This is a genomic window from Pseudomonas sp. ES4, assembly GCF_050586665.1.
GTDB lineage: Bacteria > Pseudomonadota > Gammaproteobacteria > Pseudomonadales > Pseudomonadaceae > Aquipseudomonas > Aquipseudomonas frederiksbergensis.
In genome coordinates, this window is sequence record NZ_JBOBDO010000036.1 from 1 (window position 1) to 17,274 (window position 17,274).

General features: G+C 58.6%; 13 protein-coding genes and 1 pseudogene. 2 read left to right on the forward strand and 12 right to left on the reverse strand.

Translation table 11 applies throughout. The annotated features are described in order from the left end of the window. Positions 1-40: 40 nt before the first annotated feature. The 10 genes and pseudogenes from ACQ4OB_RS26160 to ACQ4OB_RS26205 form a co-directional block, all read right to left on the reverse strand. Positions 41-1,402, reverse strand: coding sequence for a TolC family outer membrane protein (locus ACQ4OB_RS26160; RefSeq protein WP_430956734.1), 1,362 nt, complete (start codon positions 1,400-1,402; stop codon positions 41-43). A 2-nt stretch (positions 1,403-1,404) separates the two neighbouring features. Next, positions 1,405-2,739, reverse strand: a complete 1,335-nt coding sequence (locus ACQ4OB_RS26165) for an HlyD family type I secretion periplasmic adaptor subunit (protein ID WP_430956735.1) — start codon at positions 2,737-2,739, stop codon at positions 1,405-1,407. Continuing rightward, positions 2,736-4,511 carry a type I secretion system permease/ATPase gene (locus ACQ4OB_RS26170; RefSeq protein WP_430956736.1) on the reverse strand — a complete coding sequence of 592 codons (1,776 nt, stop codon included), beginning with the start codon at positions 4,509-4,511 and terminating at the stop codon, positions 2,736-2,738. The genes ACQ4OB_RS26165 and ACQ4OB_RS26170 overlap by 4 nt, the downstream gene beginning before the upstream one ends. A gap of 188 nt (positions 4,512-4,699) precedes the next feature. Then, the gene (locus tag ACQ4OB_RS26175) at positions 4,700-5,125 is read right to left on the reverse strand and encodes an AprI/Inh family metalloprotease inhibitor (protein WP_430956737.1); all 426 of its coding nucleotides are present in this window, start codon (positions 5,123-5,125) and stop codon (positions 4,700-4,702) included. Positions 5,126-5,192: 67 nt separating this feature from the next. Next, entirely contained in the window at positions 5,193-6,650 is a 1,458-nt protein-coding gene (locus ACQ4OB_RS26180) for a serralysin family metalloprotease (RefSeq protein WP_430956738.1), read from the reverse strand. A gap of 478 nt (positions 6,651-7,128) precedes the next feature. After that, positions 7,129-7,586, reverse strand: a pseudogene (locus tag ACQ4OB_RS26185) (REP-associated tyrosine transposase). Positions 7,587-7,678: 92 nt separating this feature from the next. Beyond that, on the reverse strand, positions 7,679-8,764 hold the full coding sequence (locus ACQ4OB_RS26190; protein WP_430956739.1) for a polyamine ABC transporter substrate-binding protein: 1,086 nt from the start codon (positions 8,762-8,764) through the stop codon (positions 7,679-7,681). Between the two features lie 60 nt (positions 8,765-8,824). Then, complete coding sequence (locus tag ACQ4OB_RS26195; protein WP_074876523.1) at positions 8,825-9,166, reverse strand: cupin domain-containing protein; 342 nt, start codon at positions 9,164-9,166, stop codon at positions 8,825-8,827. Positions 9,167-9,209: 43 nt separating this feature from the next. Continuing rightward, a complete protein-coding gene (locus ACQ4OB_RS26200) occupies positions 9,210-10,613 on the reverse strand; it encodes an NAD(P)/FAD-dependent oxidoreductase (RefSeq protein WP_430956740.1) in 1,404 nt (467 codons plus the stop codon). Positions 10,614-10,663: 50 nt separating this feature from the next. Continuing rightward, positions 10,664-11,479, reverse strand: coding sequence for a helix-turn-helix transcriptional regulator (locus tag ACQ4OB_RS26205; protein WP_074880680.1), 816 nt, complete (start codon positions 11,477-11,479; stop codon positions 10,664-10,666). Positions 11,480-11,741: 262 nt separating this feature from the next. On the opposite strand from ACQ4OB_RS26205, the gene ACQ4OB_RS26210 reads away from it, so the two are divergent. Then, the gene (locus tag ACQ4OB_RS26210) at positions 11,742-12,014 is read left to right on the forward strand and encodes a DUF1652 domain-containing protein (RefSeq protein WP_008156356.1); all 273 of its coding nucleotides are present in this window, start codon (positions 11,742-11,744) and stop codon (positions 12,012-12,014) included. A 66-nt stretch (positions 12,015-12,080) separates the two neighbouring features. Here ACQ4OB_RS26210 and ACQ4OB_RS26215 read toward each other — a convergent pair whose 3' ends face one another. Then, positions 12,081-14,555 carry a UvrD-helicase domain-containing protein gene (locus tag ACQ4OB_RS26215; protein WP_430956741.1) on the reverse strand — a complete coding sequence of 825 codons (2,475 nt, stop codon included), beginning with the start codon at positions 14,553-14,555 and terminating at the stop codon, positions 12,081-12,083. Between the two features lie 280 nt (positions 14,556-14,835). Between ACQ4OB_RS26215 and ACQ4OB_RS26220 the strand changes: the two genes are divergently transcribed. Continuing rightward, a complete protein-coding gene (locus ACQ4OB_RS26220) occupies positions 14,836-15,531 on the forward strand; it encodes a pirin family protein (protein WP_430956742.1) in 696 nt (231 codons plus the stop codon). A 62-nt stretch (positions 15,532-15,593) separates the two neighbouring features. On the opposite strand, the gene pgm is transcribed toward ACQ4OB_RS26220, so the two are convergent. After that, a complete protein-coding gene (gene pgm / locus ACQ4OB_RS26225; RefSeq protein WP_074876507.1) occupies positions 15,594-17,240 on the reverse strand; it encodes a phosphoglucomutase (alpha-D-glucose-1,6-bisphosphate-dependent) in 1,647 nt (548 codons plus the stop codon). Positions 17,241-17,274: the final 34 nt, after the last annotated feature.

Here is a 17,274-nt window from a genome sequence, read left to right on the forward strand (position 1 = left end):
GCCGAACGCAGGCTTCGCCAGCTGCTACAGGTTCAACTTATTAACTCCTCGGGCCTTGGCCGAACGCCTCGTCAACCTTGGCCAAATCCTGCTCGTTCAACGTCCCGGCGTAGTAATGCAACTTGGTCCAGGCCATCAAGTAGTCGTAGCGTGCCTGTGCCAGATCGCGGCGGGTGGTAAATAGTTGTTGTTCTGCATTCAATGCATCGAGGTTGACGCGCTCGCCGCCCAAAATGCTTTGCCTGGTCGAAATCACCAGCGCTTCGGCGGATTTCAGGGCTTTCTGATAAGCCCGCAACTTGTTCACGCCCGACAGGCAGGCGCTGAACTGGCGACGCAGTTCAATCAACGTTTCCCGGGTCTTGCCGTCCAGTTCGTACTCGGCCTGTTCCATGGTGCGGCTGGCCTGGCGAGTCGATGCGGATACCCCGCCGCCTGCATACAGCGGCACGTTGACTTCAATCCCGATGGTGTTGGTGTCGTAACGCTGGTTGTAGGTGTTGCCGCTTTCCGACTCGTTCTGGCGCACCGAGGCGTAGGCGCTGACTTTGGGCAGGTGCCCGGCGCGGTTGCGTTCGACTTCATAACGCGCGACTTCCACGGCATGGCGCTGCGACGCCAGGTTCGGGTTGTTGGCCACGGCCATCTCGTGCCAGGTGTCGTAATTGGCCGGCTGCAGGGTGAACGTCTGGAAACTCTGATCCAGCGGCGCCAAATCCCCAATGTTGATCGCCGGCACGCCAATCAACGCGCCCAGCTCTCGTAACGACGCGTCCTGCTCATCACGGGCTTCTATTTCCTCGGCCGTGGCCAGTTCATAGCGGGACTCGGCCTCAAGGATGTCGGTGCGCGTGCCCTCGCCCTGGCGGAACATGTGTTCGTTCTGCTGGAACTGTTGCTCGAAAGCCTTTTTCTTGGCTTGCGCGATGTCAATCTGATCCTGAGCGAACAGCGCCTGGGTGTAATGCTCCAGCACCCGAACCAGCAATTCCTGGCTCTTGCCGCGAAAGGCTTCGTCGGCAAACAGCGATTGCGCCACGCCTTTGCGGTACGACGCGTAGGCCTCGTAGTCGAGCAACGGTTGTTGCAGGGTCAGGGTTGAACCGTAACTGCTGTAGTTGCGGTCATCGGTGCGGTTTTGCCCGCGCTCGTTGAGGGCGGTGGCCTTGGAGGAGTTGCGCCCCTTGTTGTAGTTGTAACCGATCCTGGGCAACAGCCCGGCGCGGCCAATGGCGCGGTTTTCAAGGCCGGCATCGCGTTCCTTGATGGCGCCGAGAAACACCGGATCATTGCGCAATGCTTGTTCGTAAATGTCGAACGGTCCCATCGCCAACACACTGTTGCAGGTCAGCAACGCCAGGGTCGCTGCGAGCATGGAAAGCTTATTCATACAGCGGAACATCCTTATTCCTCAGTCAACGCGGAACCTGCCCGGTCGAGCAGCGGTTTGAACAAATAGTTGAGGAGTGAACGCTCACCGGTGCGCACGAACATTTCCGCCGGCATGCCAGGCTTGATCACCAGGCCGTTGAGTTTTTCCATGGCCCGGTCACTGACGCTGCTGCGCAGTACGTAATACGGCGCACCGGTTTTCTCGTCGATCATCTGGTCGGCGGAGATCAGGCTGACCTCGCCGGGCACCCGCGGCGTGCGGCTCTGGTTGAACGCGGTGAACAAGATGTCCACCGGCAAGTGCGTGCCAACCTTGTCGACCAGGTTGACCGGCAGATGCCCTTCCACCTCCAGGCTCGTCCCCTGAGGCACGATCTCCAGCAAGGTTTCGCCCTGACGCACCACCGCGCCCACGGTGTGAACCCCGAGGTTGACCGCAATGCCATCGGCGGTGGCGATGATCTCGCTGTGCTGCAGATCGAACCCGGCGGAGGTCAGTTGCTCTTCCAGCGTCACGCTTTTCAATTGCGCATCGGCCAGTTGGGTGCGGACTTCTTTCTGGTATTCCTCGATGTGCTGTTGCAATTTCAGCCGCGATTCGAGGATGCCCTGCTCCACACGGCCGCTGTCGCCGCTGTTTTCCGCCAGTTGTTGCTGAACCTGCGACAGCTGACGCTGGTACTCCATCAACCGATTGCGCGGGATGTAGCCGTTGTCCGCCAGGGGCTGAAGGTTGCTCAGCTGTTGTTGCAGAGAGCTGGCCTGGGCCGTCAGGTCCGTGCGGGCGCGGCGCATGCCGGCCAGTTGCGCGCTGGCGCCTTCGATGCTGGCGCGCAAGGCAGCCTGCTCGCGGGAAAACGCCTCACGGCGGCTGCTGAACAACTGCCGTTGACCTTCCAGCACCAAGGCCAGACGCGGGTCGGGATTGTTGCTCAGTTCGGAGGGGAAACTCACTTGCTTAAGGTTGTCCCGTTCACTCTGCCACCGCGCCAGACTGGCCCAGGCCATGCGGTATTGCGCTTGCAGCGATTGCACGTCCGCGGCGACTTGGGTCTGGTCGAGCTGGAACAATGGCTGGCCCTGCTTCACCACTTGACCCTCGCGCACCAGAATCTGGCTGACCACGCCACTGCTCATCGATTGCACGGCTTTGCGCTTGCCCGACACCACGACCGTGCCTTGCACGGGAATGCCTTGGTCAAGCGGCGCGAGACTGGCCCAGGTGAAGAAACTGCCGGCGCCGACGATCGCCAGAATCCAGCCCATGCGGACAAAGAAACGCGCGTCGCGCTCAGGGCGTTCGGCGATGTAGTCATGTTCCATGGTGGCTTCGCTGATGTTGCTCATACGCCCGAATTCCTTGTCGAGGGCTGATACTGCCGGCTCATGCTGAGCCCGCCCGGTGCTGGCGCGGTTTTCTCCCGCGGCTGCTCCTGATTGGCGGCGAGAGCCTTGAGCACGTCCTGGCTTGCACCGAAGGCTTGCAGGCGTCCTTCGTTGAGCACCAGCAGCTTGTCGGCCTGGGCCAGTGCCGAGGAGCGATGGGTCACCAGAATCACGCTGGTGCCTTGGGCTTTCATTTGCGCAATGGCACTGGCCAATGCGGCTTCGCCCATGGTGTCGAGGTTGGAATTGGGTTCATCCAGCACCACCAGGCGTGGGTTGCCGTACAACGCCCGCGCAAGGGCCACGCGCTGCTTCTGTCCCCCGGACAAGCCGCTGCCGTCCTCGCCGAGCACGGTGTCATAGCCTTGCGGCATGCGCAGAATCAGTTCGTGAACGCCGGCCTGCTGCGCGGCTTGAACGACTTTCTGCGGGTCCGCCTCGCTGAACCGGGCGATGTTTTCGGCGATGCTGCCGCTGAACAGCTCGATGTCTTGCGGCAGATAACCGATGTAGGGGCCAAGATCGTCGCGGTTCCAGCGATGAATGTCCGCGCCGTCGAGCCGCACCGTGCCACCCAGCGTCGGCCAGACGCCAACGAGTACCCGGGCCAATGTCGATTTCCCGGAGCCGGAGGCGCCGAGCACGCCGAGCACTTCCCCTGCACCGAGGCTGAAATTGACCAAATGCAACGTGGCGGCCCGTTGCCCCGGCGGCGCGGCGCTGACCTGTTCAAACGCGATCTGGCCCTTCGGCGCGGGCAGCGCCATGGCTTCGTCACTCGGTGGAAAGGCTTGCAGCAATGAATCAAGACGACGGTAAGCGAGCTTGGCGCCGCTCCACTGTTTCCACACGGCGATCAACTGATCGATGGGGCTCAGGACACGGCCCATCAGAATGGAACCGGCGATCATCATCCCGGCCGTCATATCGCCCTTGATCACCAGCAAGGCGCCAAGGCCCAGCACCAGCGATTGCAGGCACAGGCGCAAGGTTTTGCTCAGGGAGCTGATGACGGCACCGGTGTCGCTGGCCTGGTTCTGCAAGCCGAGGAAACGTGAGTGGACCTGGAACCAGCGTTTACGCAATACCCCGAGCATGCCCATGGCCTGAATGGTTTCGGCGTTGTGCAGGTGGCTGGTGGCCAGTTGGCTGGACTTCTGGGAAAAACCGGCGGCGTCGCCCAAGGGCTTTTTGGTCATTGTCTCGTTGAGGCAAGCCAGGCCGATCAACAGCACCGTGCCCACCGTCGCAAACACGCCGAGCCAGACATTGAACAGGTAGATCACAAACAGATAGACCGGAAACCACGGCGCATCGAAGAAGGCAAACAGCGCGGGACCGGTGACGAATTGGCGAATTTGCGTCAAGTCCCCCAACGCTTGCCCGGCGTTGCCCTCGCCCCGAAACAGGTTGCGCTCGAAGGCGGCCTGATAAACCCGCAGGTTGAAGCGGCGCTCCAGTTGGCTGCCGATGCGGATAACGATAAAGCTGCGCACGATCTCAAGCAGACCGATGAAGGCAAAGAACCCGACCACCATCAACGACAGCATCGCCAGGGTGGTTTCATTTTGCGAAGACAGCACGCGGTCGTAGACCTGAAGCATGTAAATCGACGGAACCAGCATCAGCACGTTTATTAACGCGGTAAAACAACCGATGCTGATCAGGACGCTCTTGTAGTCGCCCAATGCTTTGAACAAGGGAGCGCTGGCCGGACTCTTTGCCATCTTCATGGGTTATTCCTGAGGTGTTCTTCCTCGCCTTCTTCTGGCGAAGTTTCCATTAACTGTCCGCACTGGGGCGGATATAGGCCTTGCGGTAGCGCTTACAAACTAATAACAACTTTCCGTGTGCGACAGAACGCTGCCACTAGTTGGGTGGTGCTTATGCCAACCATGACAAGCGTTATGTTTGAATCGTGTTATTGCACCTGACGCACAAGTGTTATGACCAGATCGGACTTCAATGTGGCTTTATACGATCCATCACGTTGGCGGCTGAGAAATAGAACCTTCGAACCTTCTTTGCCGGTGATTGCCAGGCCATCCGGCTCAGGGAACCAGCCAATCGCAGATTCGCCGTCCAGCCAGGCGCTGAGACAATCGGCGCCCGCACCCAGCGTCTGTTGCGGTTGAAAGACGATGACGCAGACATTGGACGGTTTGTCCTGCAACGCCAGGGACTCTGGCGAGTCATCTTTGGCGCTCAGGGTCGCCTGCCATTTGCCGGCCAGTTCCGAGGGGTCTGCTAATTTCAGGCTGCTCGCCATGGCTACATCTCCAAAAATCATCATGAACGTCGCCAATAGCCACGCGGTTGTTCTGTCAGTGAAGCCGTTGTGGATCATAAGGCGCTTTACTCCGATCAAGGCCCAGAGAGCAGCGCGTCTGCGCCGCCCTCCTTTTCACCTCACATTACGCAGCGATGTCGGAGTAAGCCGCCTGGCCCACGGTGCTGACCATGAAATCAGCCACGCCGTGCCCAGAGAAGTCCACCGACAACAGGCTGTTGCCGCCCGAAGAGGTCAACACTGCATCGCCTGCCGCACCGGTGAACGAGTTCACGAAATGCAGGCCCGCGCCGTTGGTGATGCCAGTCAGGTCGATCTTGTCCAGGCCGCTGACAAAATCGAGGATCTGGTCGATAGCACCGGGTTTGGAATCGCTGCTGGCGGCGAACACGAAGGTGTCCGAACCGGCGCCACCCCACAGTTTGTCCGCGCCGCCCGCGCCGAAGAGAATGTCGTTGCCGGCACCGCCCTTCAGTTCGTTGGACACACTGTTGCCGATCAGCAGGTCGCTGCCCGAACCGCCGATAGCGTTTTCGACGGTGACGCCCTTGGCGATGGACACGTTACCCACCATGCCGCCAACGTCGGAGAACGAGGCCTCATTCAGGTTGATCTTCTGGTTTTGGGTAAAACCGGAGAAGTCCAGGGTGTCCTTGCCGCCCGCATCCCATACCGAAAACACAACCTTGTCCGACGACGAAGCCGCGCTCAGGAAGTCCCGTCCGGCGTTGGAGTTGAAGCCGTAAGTGGTGTCACCGGTACGGGTGGTGGTGTTGGCGCCGTAGAGCTTCTGGATGGCGGCGATATCGTCCATCAGCGGGCCGGACGAATAGGCTTCGACGCCGCCCTTGCTGAAGTTCTGGCTGGTATTGCTTTCACTCCAGTAGCTCATGACGCTGTAACCGCGGGTGTCTTGCCCGTAGGAAGCGTCGTTGTAGGTCGGAGCACCTTCGCCGGCGTTGTAGTCGCCAGGGTGGGCCAGGCCCAGGGAATGACCGATTTCGTGGGTCAGGGTCTGACGCCCGTAGTTGTTCAGGTCCGGCATCTTGTTGACGTTATAGCCACTGCCCGTCAGATACCACGAAGTACCGTCATAACCAGCACCGGTGCCCGGCAGATAAGCGAATGCCGCTGCGCCATCCTGGCCACCGCTGTAGTTGCCGAAGGTCATATGAGCGTCGCCGCCCGTGGCCTTGTCGGTGAACGTGACATTGGCCACATCGGCCCAGGATTGCATGGCCAGCACGGCCTGGGCTTTCTGCTGAGCGCTGAACTGGCTGAACCCGGTAATCCCGTGCTTGTTCATGGTGCTCGACGACGCCGAGGTCAGGAACGTGTAGGTGAGTTCGATTTTGCCGCTGCCGTCCTTGTCCTGGTAGGCAGCGCCATCGCGCAGCAACTGGGTGGCTGCCTGGTCGACGGAGAATGAGGGTTTGCCATTGACCATGAGGTTACCGCCCCGATCATACTGATGGCTGAAGCTATTGATCTGGTTGAACGCAGAACTGGATGCAGCCAATGCTTGCAGTGGCTGGAATGCCTGTTCGGCGGTATCAATAGCGTTGTCTTTTACTTTCGACATAAACACACTTCCTTGTTTAGCTATGGAACAGTTTTTTGTCAGACAGCGACAATCTCTGGCGAGATCGTCCTATCACTCGCCCAATGAAGGCGAAAGAAAACTGACACAATTCGAAATCAAACGTCTACATTTTTTTTGACGTCAAATTGAGTTGTTCCTGCAAGTACCCGGAAACAATGCCTGCGCTGTCGAAATATTGTTTGTTAGATGGCGGTTTGCGCAAATCGTCTGACGATTTGTTATTTAATTATTAAATAGAGGTAAGTTACTTTTTTGTCGACGGGGTCTCACTTTGCTGAACTTATTAATATAAGTGCCAGCGCATTGATATCAGTTGGATCTTCATTGGATTAAAGATTTTGGCGACTGCTTCGCAGCCGAACGCAGGCTGCGCCAGCTGCTACGAGGATTGCGGTGTACACAAAACCTGTAGCAGCTGCCGAAGGCTGCGTTCGGCTGCGCAGCAGTCGTCAGATACTCACAACCAACACGCATCCCACAGCGGATAATCATGAACCCGCGTCACCAGTCCCGTCCGGATCGGATTAGCTACGACATACCGCGCAAGCGCTTTCACATCGTCCTCCCTCCGAACCGCACGATCGTGGTAACCCTTCTGCCACATCCGCCCTCGCCGCCCTAGAGCCTGATTGACCGCCAAGCTACTGCGGGATTTGATTCGGCACATCAGCTCCGCCAGCGTTTTGTCTCGCAGCTGTACCAAACAGTGCATGTGATCCGGCATCACAACCCACGTCAGAAAATCGCCCAACCCTCCTCCTGTGCTTGACGCAACTCTCGTACGACCAACCTACCCAATTGCCAATCAACAAAAAACGGCTGCCGCTGATCAACGACAACCGTTAGCAAATAAATGCGCCCTGACTCAGAAAAGCGACCAACGCGTAGCTGTCCCGCATTTATACAAACAGGCATTCCATTGCCTCCTGATCCATCGAAAGGAGGCCTGGAATCTACAGCGTGTCAGTCAGCCCGATGAGCACCCAATGACTACAAGGTATGAACCCTCAACTCCCGGTCCGAATCTTGTTCCAGACCCGTGTCCGAATCCGGTCGATGTTCAACGGCATCGCCTCCAGCGCAAACAGTTTCCCCATCATGTCCGGGCTCGGGTAGACCTTCGTGTCGTTCTTGATCGCCGGGTCGATCAGGCTGTCGGCTTGCTCGTTACCGTTGGCGTAGTGCACGTAGTTGCTGATGCTGGCCATGACGTCCGGGCGCAGCAGGTAGTTCATGAAGGCGTAGCCGGCCTTTTCGTCCGGGGCGTCTACCGGCATGGCGACCATGTCGAACCAGATGGCGGCGCCTTCCTTGGGAATCTCGTAGCCGATGTCGATGCCATTCTTCGCTTCTTTCGCGCGGTTTTCGGCTTGCAGAATGTCACCGGAGAAGCCGACGGCCACGCAGATGTCGCCGTTGGCCAGGTCGCTGGTGTACTTGGACGAGTGGAAATAGCTGACATACGGACGGACTTTCATCAGCAGCGCTTCAGCCTTTTTGTAGTCTTCCGGGTTCTTGCTGTGATGCGGCAGGCCCAGGTAGTTCAGGGCCGCCGGCAACAGCTCGGGGCCGTTATCGAGGATGGCCACGCCGCACTTCTGCAGCTTTTGCATGTTTTCGGGTTTGAAAATCAGGTCCCAGGAATCCACTGGCGCGTCATCACCCAACACGGCCTTGACCTTGGCGATGTTGTAGCCGATGCCGGTGCTGCCCCAGAGATACGGGAAGCCGTGTTCGTTGCCCGGATCGTTGGTTTGCAGGGCTTTGAGCAGCGTCGGGTTGAGGTTTTTCCAGTTCGGCAGTTGGCTCTTGTCGAGTTTCTTCAACGCCACGCCTTGAATCTGCCGCGCCATGAAGTGGTTGGACGGGAAGACCACATCGTAGCCGGATTTGCCGGTCATCAATTTGCCGTCGAGGGTTTCATTGCTGTCGAAGACGTCGTAGCTGAATGCGATGCCGGTTTCTTTCTGGAAGTTTTTCGTGGTGTCCGGGGCGATGTACTCCGACCAGTTGTAAATCTTGACGGTCTCGGCCGCGTGGCCGAGGGTCGCGAAGAGCGCAAGGGGAGCCAGAGTCAATGTCTTTCGGATCATGAGTCGATTCCTGTTTGATTTGTCTTTTTTTATTGGGGGAGCTGGCAGGCAATCAGTGGATCAAAAAATCAAAACGTAGGTCTTGCGCACGGTTTCCTGGATATCCCAGATACCGAGGCTGTTGGCTGGCAACATCAGTGCATCGCCGGCTTCTATGTGCAGGGTTTCACCGTCATCCGGGGTAAACGTGCAGCGCCCCTGGAGAAAGTGACAGAACTCCTGGGCGACGATCTGCCGCCGCCAGCGGCCGGGCGTGCATTCCCAGACGCCGGTTTCGACGCCGTCGTCGCGTTCAACGCTGGTGGTCGAGGCCACTGCCACGGGCAAGCCCAGCGGTACGGCGACCGGATTCGACTGTTCCAGCTTCAGGGTTGCGGTGTTCTTGAATTGGGTGATGCTCATGGGAGTACCTGTCGATTGAGCCGATAGATGAATAACGCGCCGTTTACCGCATGAAACCTTCCATGAAGCCGGCAATACCGGTGGCCAGTTTTCGGCGCCAGGGTGCGGTGGTCGGGTTGGCCAGGGTCTGGTCTTCGTGGACAAAGCTGCGGATGATCGCGTTGTAGCCAAGCCAGCGGCAGGGCTCCGGTTCCCAGGCCCGGAGCGCGTCGAGCCCTCCGTGGATGACCCACGGCTGCCGAACCAGTTCGGTGTCGCGCTGCAGAATCAGGTCGGCCAGCGTCCGGCCGCCCAGGTTGCTGGCGCCGACGCCCTCCCCGCCATAGCCACCCGACAATGCGATGCCACTGGCCTGATCACACAACATGTGCGGCTTGAAACGCCGGGACATTCCCAGATTGCCGCCCCAGGCATGGGTAATCCGCACGTTCTTGAGTTGCGGGAAGAGTTCGCCAAACAGATAACGCCGCAGCTCCACTTCGCTGGTGGTCAAGTCGAAGTTGTGGCGTAACCTGGCAGCGAACTGATAACCGCCCCGCGCGCCGAACACTAACCGGTTGTCAGCCGTGCGCTGGCCGTAAGTGACCTGGCGACTGCTTTCGCTGAAAGCCTGGCCGCGACTCAGGCCGATTTCATCCCACGTGGCGGCGGATAACGGCTCGGTGGCCACTATCAAGCTTTGCACCGGCAACTGATAACGCCCCAACGGTGGCAAGGTGACCGAGTAACCTTCGACCGCCGGCACGATCCAGCGGCTGCGAACCGAGGCTTTCGCCGTGCGTAGCCCCCCCGACTGCCATTGGGTGACCGGGCTGTTTTCGTAAATTCTGACGCCCATTTTCTCCACCGTCCGGGCCAGGCCTCGCACCAACTTTGCCGGGTGAATGGTTGCGACGTGCGGTGCATAGATGCCGCCATATGGTTTGGCGATTCTGATCTGTTGCGCCAACTGCTCGGGGCCGAGCCAGCGGTAATCGCTTTCGGTCAATCCCTGGCTATAGAGCGTGTCGAGATAGTGCCGAAGGCTGGCCTCTTGTTCCGGATAGCGGGCCGCGCAATACAGCGCCCCGCCTTTGCGGTAATCGCAGTCGATGCCTTCACGTTCGAGGACAACCCCGACTTCGTCAGGAATGCCGTGTAGCAAATCGAAAGACGCCCGGCGCTGTTCGGGCGGCAAATCGGCGAGCAAGCGGTCTTCGCCCAGCACATTGCCCATCAGCCAGCCGCCGTTACGCCCCGAGGCGCCAAAACCGGCGGTTTGTGCTTCAACGATGGCAATGCTCAGGTCGGGCGCCTGGCGTTTGAGGTAGTACGCGGTCCAGAGGCCGGTGTACCCCGCGCCAATGATGGCGACGTCAACGTCCAGATCCTGATCCAGCGCTGCACGCGCCAATAATGGCTCGTCGAGTTGATCCATCCACAAACTGATAGTGCGCCACGCCGACATGCAAGACTCCGCCACTCAAACTTCGATGGCGTCGATTTTAGTGCTTGGACTCAGAGGCTGTCTTGCGCGCGTGCACGCAAAGAAATTTGTTTGACGTAGGCCTTGGGCGACTGGCCGGTGTGCTGGCGGAAGCAACTGTAAAACGCCGACAGCGAATTGAACCCGGCGGCAAACGCCAGTTCGTCGATACGCAGTGGCGGCGTGGCGCTATCCAGTGCCGCGAGCAAATGCTGCAGGCGCGCGTGGTTGACGTATCGATAGAAGCTCTGGCCAAGCACCTGATTCAGCAAGTAGGAAATTTGATTGCGGCTGTACCCGCACTCCTTCGCCACCCGTTGCAGGTCGAGCTCGGGATCGAGATAAGGTTGCTGGCCCTGAAAATACTGCTGCAAGTCTTCAGCCATGAAACTCAGCTGGCGTGCAGACAGCCCGAGTCGACTGACCGCCGGACGTTGGCTGCTGGTGGCCTTGCTGACGGGCTGTTCATGCACCAGCGAGGCATATTCATTGACCCGCCAGATCAGGCCATCACGGACGGTAATCGCCTCGCTGGCCCGGAACGACACCAGGCCTCCACCACCGCGCAGGGTAATACGGTACTGAATGAACGCCGTGTTGCCGTCCAGACGAATACGGTCCGAGTGCTCCAGGGCTTCATCGGCATCGCGGGGCATGCTACTGCGCACGTATTCACGCAACTCGGACAGCCCCATCACACGGTTCTGGAAGAAATCGCTGTACTGAATCTCTGGATGATAGAGCGCCATCACCCCGTCCAGATCCCGGTGTTTCCAACGCAAGTGATAGCGCATCACCGTGTCGCCCGTGGCCTGGGCTTGCAGCGGACCATCATCATCGGCGTGCATAGAGGACTCGGCGAAAAAAAACCGAGCTTGCCGAAATTCCGTCTCGGCTTCAATGACCAACCGTGATGGCCCATTGCCGGACCCGGGCTATTTCTATGACCTGCATCAAAAAAACTGAACCAATCGCTAAACGGCCTGAAAAATCCACATTCTTTTCACATTCGGATGCTACTTTTAAAGGCAGTCACCGGTTGAGCCATTGAAGGCTCTTCCCTCCTAACATGAGCTAAAGGAAGCGCTCGATGAATAAGGCGGGCTACATATGAATAAAGGCTTCAGTAAAGTCACCTTTCCCAATGCCTGCCAGCTGATGCGCTGGCATTTTCATCCCATGGGTTTCGAGGCGAGCATGGATGCGCCGGGCAGCATGATTGCCCGTCTTTTTGACCGTGCCAGTGGCGAGACCATGATCGCCATCGCCGGCATTCCTTGCGCGACGGTAATGAATGCTGCGGATGTAGAACGAATAATCGAAGCGGTGGAAGACGAGCTTGAGGCCTTCATTCCGCCAGCCGCCCTCAGGAGCTATGCCTGAAGGCTGAACTTCAAACAACAAGCCCACGTTTAGTGGGCTTTTTTGTGCGCGACGATTTTTTACGGTTTACGCCGATGCCTTGCCCTGCCGGTGATCGGCAAAGAACGCCTTGCCCTTGCCGATCCGATCGGACGCTTTAGGTACGTTGGCCGCCTGGGTATCTTGCCCATCGACATACCAATAGCAATGACTCACCGCCCGAGTGATGCCGACGTAAGCCAGTCGCAGGATCTCGTCTTTCTGTGCGCTGTCATAAGCTTCGCTGTCGCCTGGTTTGCCGAGACCCGCCATGCGGTAGACCTGATTCTTGTACGGCGAACTGGTGAGGTGTTGGCAGTCACCCAGCAGGAACACGGCGTCAGCCTGAAGTCCCTTGGCGCTGTGATAAGTCAGCTGCTTGAGCCTCCGCGCTTCGTACGGCAAGCTAGAATCCACATTAACTACAGACTGAATATGTTCTTCTATCAATGACTTATCGCTGCTTTTTCGATAAAGCATCAAGATTGAATCGCCCTTTTGGTAGTGCTCCATCAGGCGTTTGGCCATGCCTTGATCGTCACGATCGAGAACGTTAACCGGCAGCAATGCCTTCGGCTCGCCACTGGCCTTGGCCTTCTTGCCTGCGATCGCCGGCGCCGCACGAACGATATGTTCAGCGGCATCGATGATGTGCTGGTGACTGCGGTAGTTGTCGCTCAGCATGACTTTGGTCGTGCCAGGTGAAGGGAATTCCTTGTTGAATTCCATGAAGTACGTCGGCGAACTGCCCCGCCAGCCGTAGATGGACTGCCAGTCATCGCCGACACACAGCAACGACGAACGTTGTGCGCCGCGCCCCACATGCATGGCCGGGCCGCGACTGCGGATTTCCGTGAGGCTCGCGCGAATCCAGGAAACGATCTGCGGCGATACGTCCTGAAATTCGTCGATCATCAGGTGCGACATCGGCCTGAGCAGCTCATCGCTCAGCAACCTCAGGTTTTCCGGCGAATGTTCGCTGAACAAGGCGAACATCCGGTTGTAGGTCATCACCGGCGGCTTCTGATCGAGCAGATGATCTTCCAGCGCTCGCCAGTACAAGCTCAAGGCCTCGAAGAAAAACCGGTCGGGGTCGTCCTTGGCAAAACTCATCTGGCCCACGGCATTGGGTACATCCAGGCCAAGATTCTCGATAAATCCGGCGGCAGCGACAAAACAGTCCAGCAACGGCGCAGAACTGAGCTCGCCCTTGACCTTGTAATCGAAGCCCGGCCCGGCGCTGGCATCGCCCGCAAAAGACGCTAATACACGTTTTGATAATTCATAACTATCCAGCCATATCAATGGCTTACGACAGAAAGCTTGAAACAGGGTGCGCTTTACCGCCCATTCCGCGCGCACGCTCAATTTGGCATTCGGGCGGCTGACCTGCGGGTTTTCCCGTGGATCGAATCCCAGCACCACCCAAGCGTCCAGGCTGGGAATATAGCCATGACAATGAAATGTCGAGCCGTTGATATCGAATGTCTGGCGCTTCGGTTCAATGCCTTTGATTGGCCAGGCACCCGCGCGAAACCACAAATCTTCGATTGCGTCGCAGAGCTCTTCATCACGCTTGGCGGCCAGTTCGGTCACGGCCATGCGTTTCTGCACGTCTGGGTGATCGCGCTCCAGCTCCTTGAGTTGCAGTGCATGACGGGACAACGGCTTGATCAGTTCGCGAAAGCGCTCATTACGCGTGTGCAGGCTGTGATAGCAAGCGTTGAGTTGCTGGCGCTGGGCGTCATTGATGCGCAGGTCGAAAGGATTGCTGTCGACCTCTTCATCGCCGCTTTGCGCACGGTGACTGAGGTTTTCGAAGGCTTGCAGCCGCTCGAAACCGGGCAGGCTGCGAACCATCGGCAGGATTCGCGAATGGAAGGTGCGCACCAGATCGCGCGCCTCCTTGAGGCTGAGCGACCGGCCCCAGAGCGCAAACAGCTCGATCAGTTTGTTGATGAAGTCTTTGCGCGATTCACGGGTAAAGGTCACCACCGTCATCGAACTCAGCTCGAACCCCAGATAATGGGTGAGCAGCAAAATACGCAACACCAACGTGGTCGATTTGCCCGCACCCGCGCCGGCAATCACTGAGGTCGAGGGCGTGTCGCTGAAGATCATTTTCCATTGCGCGGTGCTGGGCTGGGCGTGCGGTGGCAGCAGTCGGGCGACATCCGTCTTCATGCGCTTCTTCAACTCGGCGCTTAACGGCAGACGCCAATCGTCGAACAGATTCTCGTCAACATTGGGCGGTCGGTGTTCGGTCGAGCGCGAGTCGCGGATCAATAAGACCTGTCGGCCTTCCTCCAACCCTTCAAGTTTGCCTTCCTTATAGCCGTAGTCCACCCCGGCGCTGTGTCCGCTGCGAAAGCCGTCGGCCTGACCGTGCAGCCAGGATGCCCGGTGTTGTGCGCGCAGACGCGTGAGGCCGTGACCAAAGAACCGGGCGGCCAGACGCTTGAGCAGCGGCATCTCGGCCAGGGGACGAAGCTCAGGAGGAAGATCGGGGGTGTGTTGCGGCACGCGGGCTGACTCCAGGGTGTGAGGCTGTTGCGGGCTATGGTGTCTGCATTTGCCATTCAGTTCTAGTGAAATGCTTACAGCTCATTGGCTTATGCGATGAAGTGAAGGTTGGGTGAGAATCTTTCGAGGTGATTAGATATCAAGTTATTCGATTGTATTTAGGCATTTTTTACGCTTTTTATCGATTAGTTCCTGATAGATGATGCTCGCCATCAACCACCGGTTCGCGTTTCGTGGCTCAGGCGCTGCGCCCCATGACGAACCTATTCAGGAGACGATCATGCTTGAACTCAGACCTTTCAGCTCCCTGGGCGGCGCCCACCATGGCTGGTTGGATGCCCATCACCACTTTTCGTTCGCCGAATACCATGACCCGAAACGCATGAACTGGGGCAACCTGCGGGTGTGGAACGACGACGTGATTGCGTCTGGCACCGGGTTCCCGAAACACCCGCACCGGGACATGGAAATCATCACTTACGTCCGTGAAGGCGCAATCACTCACGAAGACAATCTGGGTAACAAGGGTCGCACCGAGGCCGGCGACGTTCAGGTCATGAGCGCCGGCACGGGGATCGCCCACAGTGAATACAACCTGGAAGCCACCGAGACCAGGATCTTCCAGATCTGGATCATCCCGAACGAAACCGGTTTGGCACCGTCCTGGGGCGCCAAGCCGTTTCCAAAAGGCCAACGCGAAGGTTTCGTGACGCTGGCGAGCGGTAAAGCCGGCGACGATCAAAGCCTGCGCATTCGAGCCGATGCGCGATTGGTGGCCGCAAACTTGAAGGCCGGTGAATCCGCCGAGTATCGCCTGGACAATGGCCGTCGCGCCTATCTGGTACCGGCCACCGGCGTCATTGAAGTCAATGGCTTGCGCGCACAAGCTCGAGACGGTGTTGCGGCCGCCGATGAGCAAGTGTTGCGGGTGACCGCCATCGAAGACAGTGAAATCGTCCTGGTGGACCTGGCTTGATCAGGTAAACGCGGGACAAAAAAAAGGGCGACCGTGATGGCCGCCCTTTTTTACATTCTGGATTACTTCGCAGAGATCGCGCCGTCCACCAGTGTTTGCGCTTCTGCCACCAATTGCTTGAGGTGTTCGTCACTGACGAAGCTTTCAGCGTAGATCTTGTAGATGTCTTCGGTGCCCGACGGACGCGCCGCGAACCAGCCGTTCTCGGTCATGACTTTCAGACCACCGATCGCCTGATCGTTACCCGGTGCGTGGCTGAGGATGCTCTGGATTGCTTCGCCCGCCAATTGGGTCGAGGTGACCTGGTCCGGCGACAATTTGCTCAGCAGTGCCTTCTGCTCAGGGTTGGCCTTGGCATCGACGCGCACCGAGAACGGTTCGCCCAGTTCTTCGGTCAAGGCGCGATAGGCCTGACTTGGGTCGCGGCCGGTGCGGGCGGTCATTTCTGCGGCCAGCAGGGCCGGGATCAAGCCATCCTTGTCGGTGCACCAGACGCTGCCATCCTTGCGCAGGAACGAAGCGCCAGCGCTTTCTTCACCGCCAAAGCCCAGGGAACCGTCGAACAGGCCGTCAGCAAACCATTTGAAGCCGACTGGCACTTCGTACAGACGACGCCCCAGACGTTTTGCCACGCGATCGATCAAGCCGCTGCTAACCACGGTTTTACCCACGGCCGCATCGGCGCGCCACTGCGGACGGTTCTGGAACAGGTAGTCGATCGATACGGCGAGGTAGTTGTTCGGCGCGAGCAAACCGCCGGACGGGGTCACGATGCCATGGCGATCATGATCCGGGTCGCACGCGAAAGCTACGTCGAAGCGCTCTTTGAGACCGATAAGGCCCTGCATGGCGTGAGTGGACGATGGGTCCATGCGGATCTGACCATCCCAGTCAACCGTCATGAAGCGGAAGGTCGGATCGACCTGTTGGTTGACCACTTCCATATCCAGACGGTAATGCTCGGCAATCGCCGACCAGTAGCGCACCCCTGCTCCACCCAGCGGATCGACACCCAGACGCAGCTTGGCATCACGGATGGCGTCGAAGTCGATCACGTTGATCAGGTCGGCGACGTAAGTGTTGAGGTAATCGTGACGATGGGTCGTGCTGGCCTTCAGCGCCTGCTCGTAGCTGATGCGTTTGACGCCGGCGAGCTTGTTGCTCAGCAGTTCGTTGGCCTTGGCTTCGATCCACTTGGTGATGTGGGTATCGGCCGGGCCACCGTTGGTTGGGTTGTATTTATAACCACCGCTTTGCGGCGGGTTGTGCGACGGCGTGATGACGATGCCGTCCGCCAGCCCCGACGTGCGTCCGCGGTTGTAGCAGAGAATCGCGTGGGAAATGGCCGGTGTCGGGGTGTATTCGTCACCTTCGGCAATCATTACCGTCACGCCGTTGGCGGCCAGCACTTCAAGGGCGCTGGTGCCGGCCGGGGTGGACAACGCGTGGGTGTCGATGCCGACGAACAGCGGGCCGTCAATGCCTTGGGCTTCGCGGTACAGGCAGATTGCCTGGCTGATTGCCAGAACGTGCCATTCATTGAAACTCAAGTCGAACGAGCTGCCTCGGTGCCCGGACGTGCCAAACGCTACGCGCTGGGTCGAAATGGCGGCATCGGGCTGACCGGTGTAATAGGCCGTTACCAGTCGCGGGATGTCGACCAACAGTTCTACCGGTGCCGGTTTGCCCGCAAAAGGACTGAGTGTCATGCAAAACCTCTGAAGTAGAGTGGTTCAGGAATAG

Coding starts and splice junctions, on each gene's coding strand:
- ACQ4OB_RS26180 (WP_430956738.1), bottom strand. CDS start 6,650: ATGTCGAAAGTAAAAGACAACGCTATTGATACCGCCGAACAGGCATTC.
- ACQ4OB_RS26165 (WP_430956735.1), bottom strand. CDS start 2,739: ATGAGCAACATCAGCGAAGCCACCATGGAACATGACTACATCGCCGAA.
- ACQ4OB_RS26205 (WP_074880680.1), bottom strand. CDS start 11,479: ATGCACGCCGATGATGATGGTCCGCTGCAAGCCCAGGCCACGGGCGAC.
- ACQ4OB_RS26175 (WP_430956737.1), bottom strand. CDS start 5,125: ATGATCCACAACGGCTTCACTGACAGAACAACCGCGTGGCTATTGGCG.
- ACQ4OB_RS26190 (WP_430956739.1), bottom strand. CDS start 8,764: ATGATCCGAAAGACATTGACTCTGGCTCCCCTTGCGCTCTTCGCGACC.
- ACQ4OB_RS26195 (WP_074876523.1), bottom strand. CDS start 9,166: ATGAGCATCACCCAATTCAAGAACACCGCAACCCTGAAGCTGGAACAG.
- ACQ4OB_RS26220 (WP_430956742.1), top strand. CDS start 14,836: ATGCTTGAACTCAGACCTTTCAGCTCCCTGGGCGGCGCCCACCATGGC.
- ACQ4OB_RS26200 (WP_430956740.1), bottom strand. CDS start 10,613: ATGTCGGCGTGGCGCACTATCAGTTTGTGGATGGATCAACTCGACGAG.
- pgm (WP_074876507.1), bottom strand. CDS start 17,240: ATGACACTCAGTCCTTTTGCGGGCAAACCGGCACCGGTAGAACTGTTG.
- ACQ4OB_RS26170 (WP_430956736.1), bottom strand. CDS start 4,511: ATGAAGATGGCAAAGAGTCCGGCCAGCGCTCCCTTGTTCAAAGCATTG.
- ACQ4OB_RS26210 (WP_008156356.1), top strand. CDS start 11,742: ATGAATAAAGGCTTCAGTAAAGTCACCTTTCCCAATGCCTGCCAGCTG.
- ACQ4OB_RS26160 (WP_430956734.1), bottom strand. CDS start 1,402: ATGTTCCGCTGTATGAATAAGCTTTCCATGCTCGCAGCGACCCTGGCG.